Raw genomic sequence first — 1,088 nt, 5'->3', positions numbered from 1 at the left:
ATCTCGGCCACCTCTGCGGCCCGGGACGGCTTGGCGCGCTGCTCGCGCACCACCGCGTCGTGGGCGTAGAAGTAGCGGAGGTAGTACGACGGGATGACGCCGAGCCGCCGGATCAGCTCCACCCGCAGCCCGAGGGCTTCGGCGATCTCCTCGCCGGCCCGGTCGATGATGTCGGGCAGCACGTCCCGGCCGTCGAGATGGACCGAACGCTCCCAGCTCAGGTGGTTCAGCCCGACATGCCCCAGCGAGATGCGGCCGGGGTCGACGCCCAGCCCGGCGGCGAAACGGCGCTGGAAGCCGATCGCGACGTTGCACAGCCCGATGGCCCGGTGGCCGGCGTCGAGCAGCGCCCTGGTGACGATGCCGACCGGATTGGTGAAGTCGATGATCCAGGCGTCCGGGGCCTGCCGGCGTACGGTCTCGGCCAGCTCCAGCACGACCGGGACCGTGCGCAGCGCCTTGGCCAGGCCGCCCGCGCCGGTCGTCTCCTGGCCCACGCAGCCGCACTCCAGCGGCAGCGTCTCGTCGACGTTCCTGGCCGCCTGCCCGCCCACCCGGAGCTGGAACAGCACGACCTCGGCCCCCGCGACCCCCTCGGCCACCGAGGAGGTGGCCAGCACGCGCGCCGGATGCCCGGCGTGCGCCAGCATGCGCCGCGACATCCCCGACACCAGCTCAAGACGGGACGGATCCGGATCGATGAGGGCGATCTCCGTCACGGGCAGCTCGTCACGCAGCCGCGCGAACCCGTCGACCAGCTCCGGCGTGTACGTCGAGCCGCCCCCGACCACGGCGAGTTTCAACCCTTCACTCCTGTCAAGGTCACGCCCTCGATGAAGACTTTCTGGGCGAGGAAGAACACGATGATCACCGGGGCGGTCACCAGCAGGGTGGCGGCCATGGTGAGGTTCCACTGGACGCTGTGGAACGCCTTGAACGTGGCCAGGCCGAGCGAGAGCGTCCAGCCCTCCTGCTCGACGCCGGCGTACAGCAGCGGGCCGTAGTAGTCGTTCCAGCAGTAGAAGAACTGGAACAGGGCGACGGCGGCGACCGCCGGGCGGGCCATCGGCAGGATCACCCGCACCAGC

Annotated in this window: 1 protein-coding gene and 1 pseudogene; both read right to left on the bottom strand. The window is 70.9% G+C overall.

Features of this window, described 5'->3' with window-relative positions:
* On the bottom strand, positions 1-803 hold an 803-nt coding region (locus tag ACWCSD_RS53020; protein WP_449927648.1), incomplete at its 3' end, for a family 4 glycosyl hydrolase.
* Positions 800-1,088 (bottom strand): annotated as a pseudogene (locus ACWCSD_RS53015) (carbohydrate ABC transporter permease); the annotation flags it as partial. The pseudogene ACWCSD_RS53015 and the gene ACWCSD_RS53020, both read right to left, overlap by 4 nt.

Source organism: Nonomuraea sp. NPDC001684, assembly GCF_053596515.1.
Note: the sequence above shows the minus strand (reverse complement) of the source record. Positions and strands in the feature narration are given on the sequence as shown.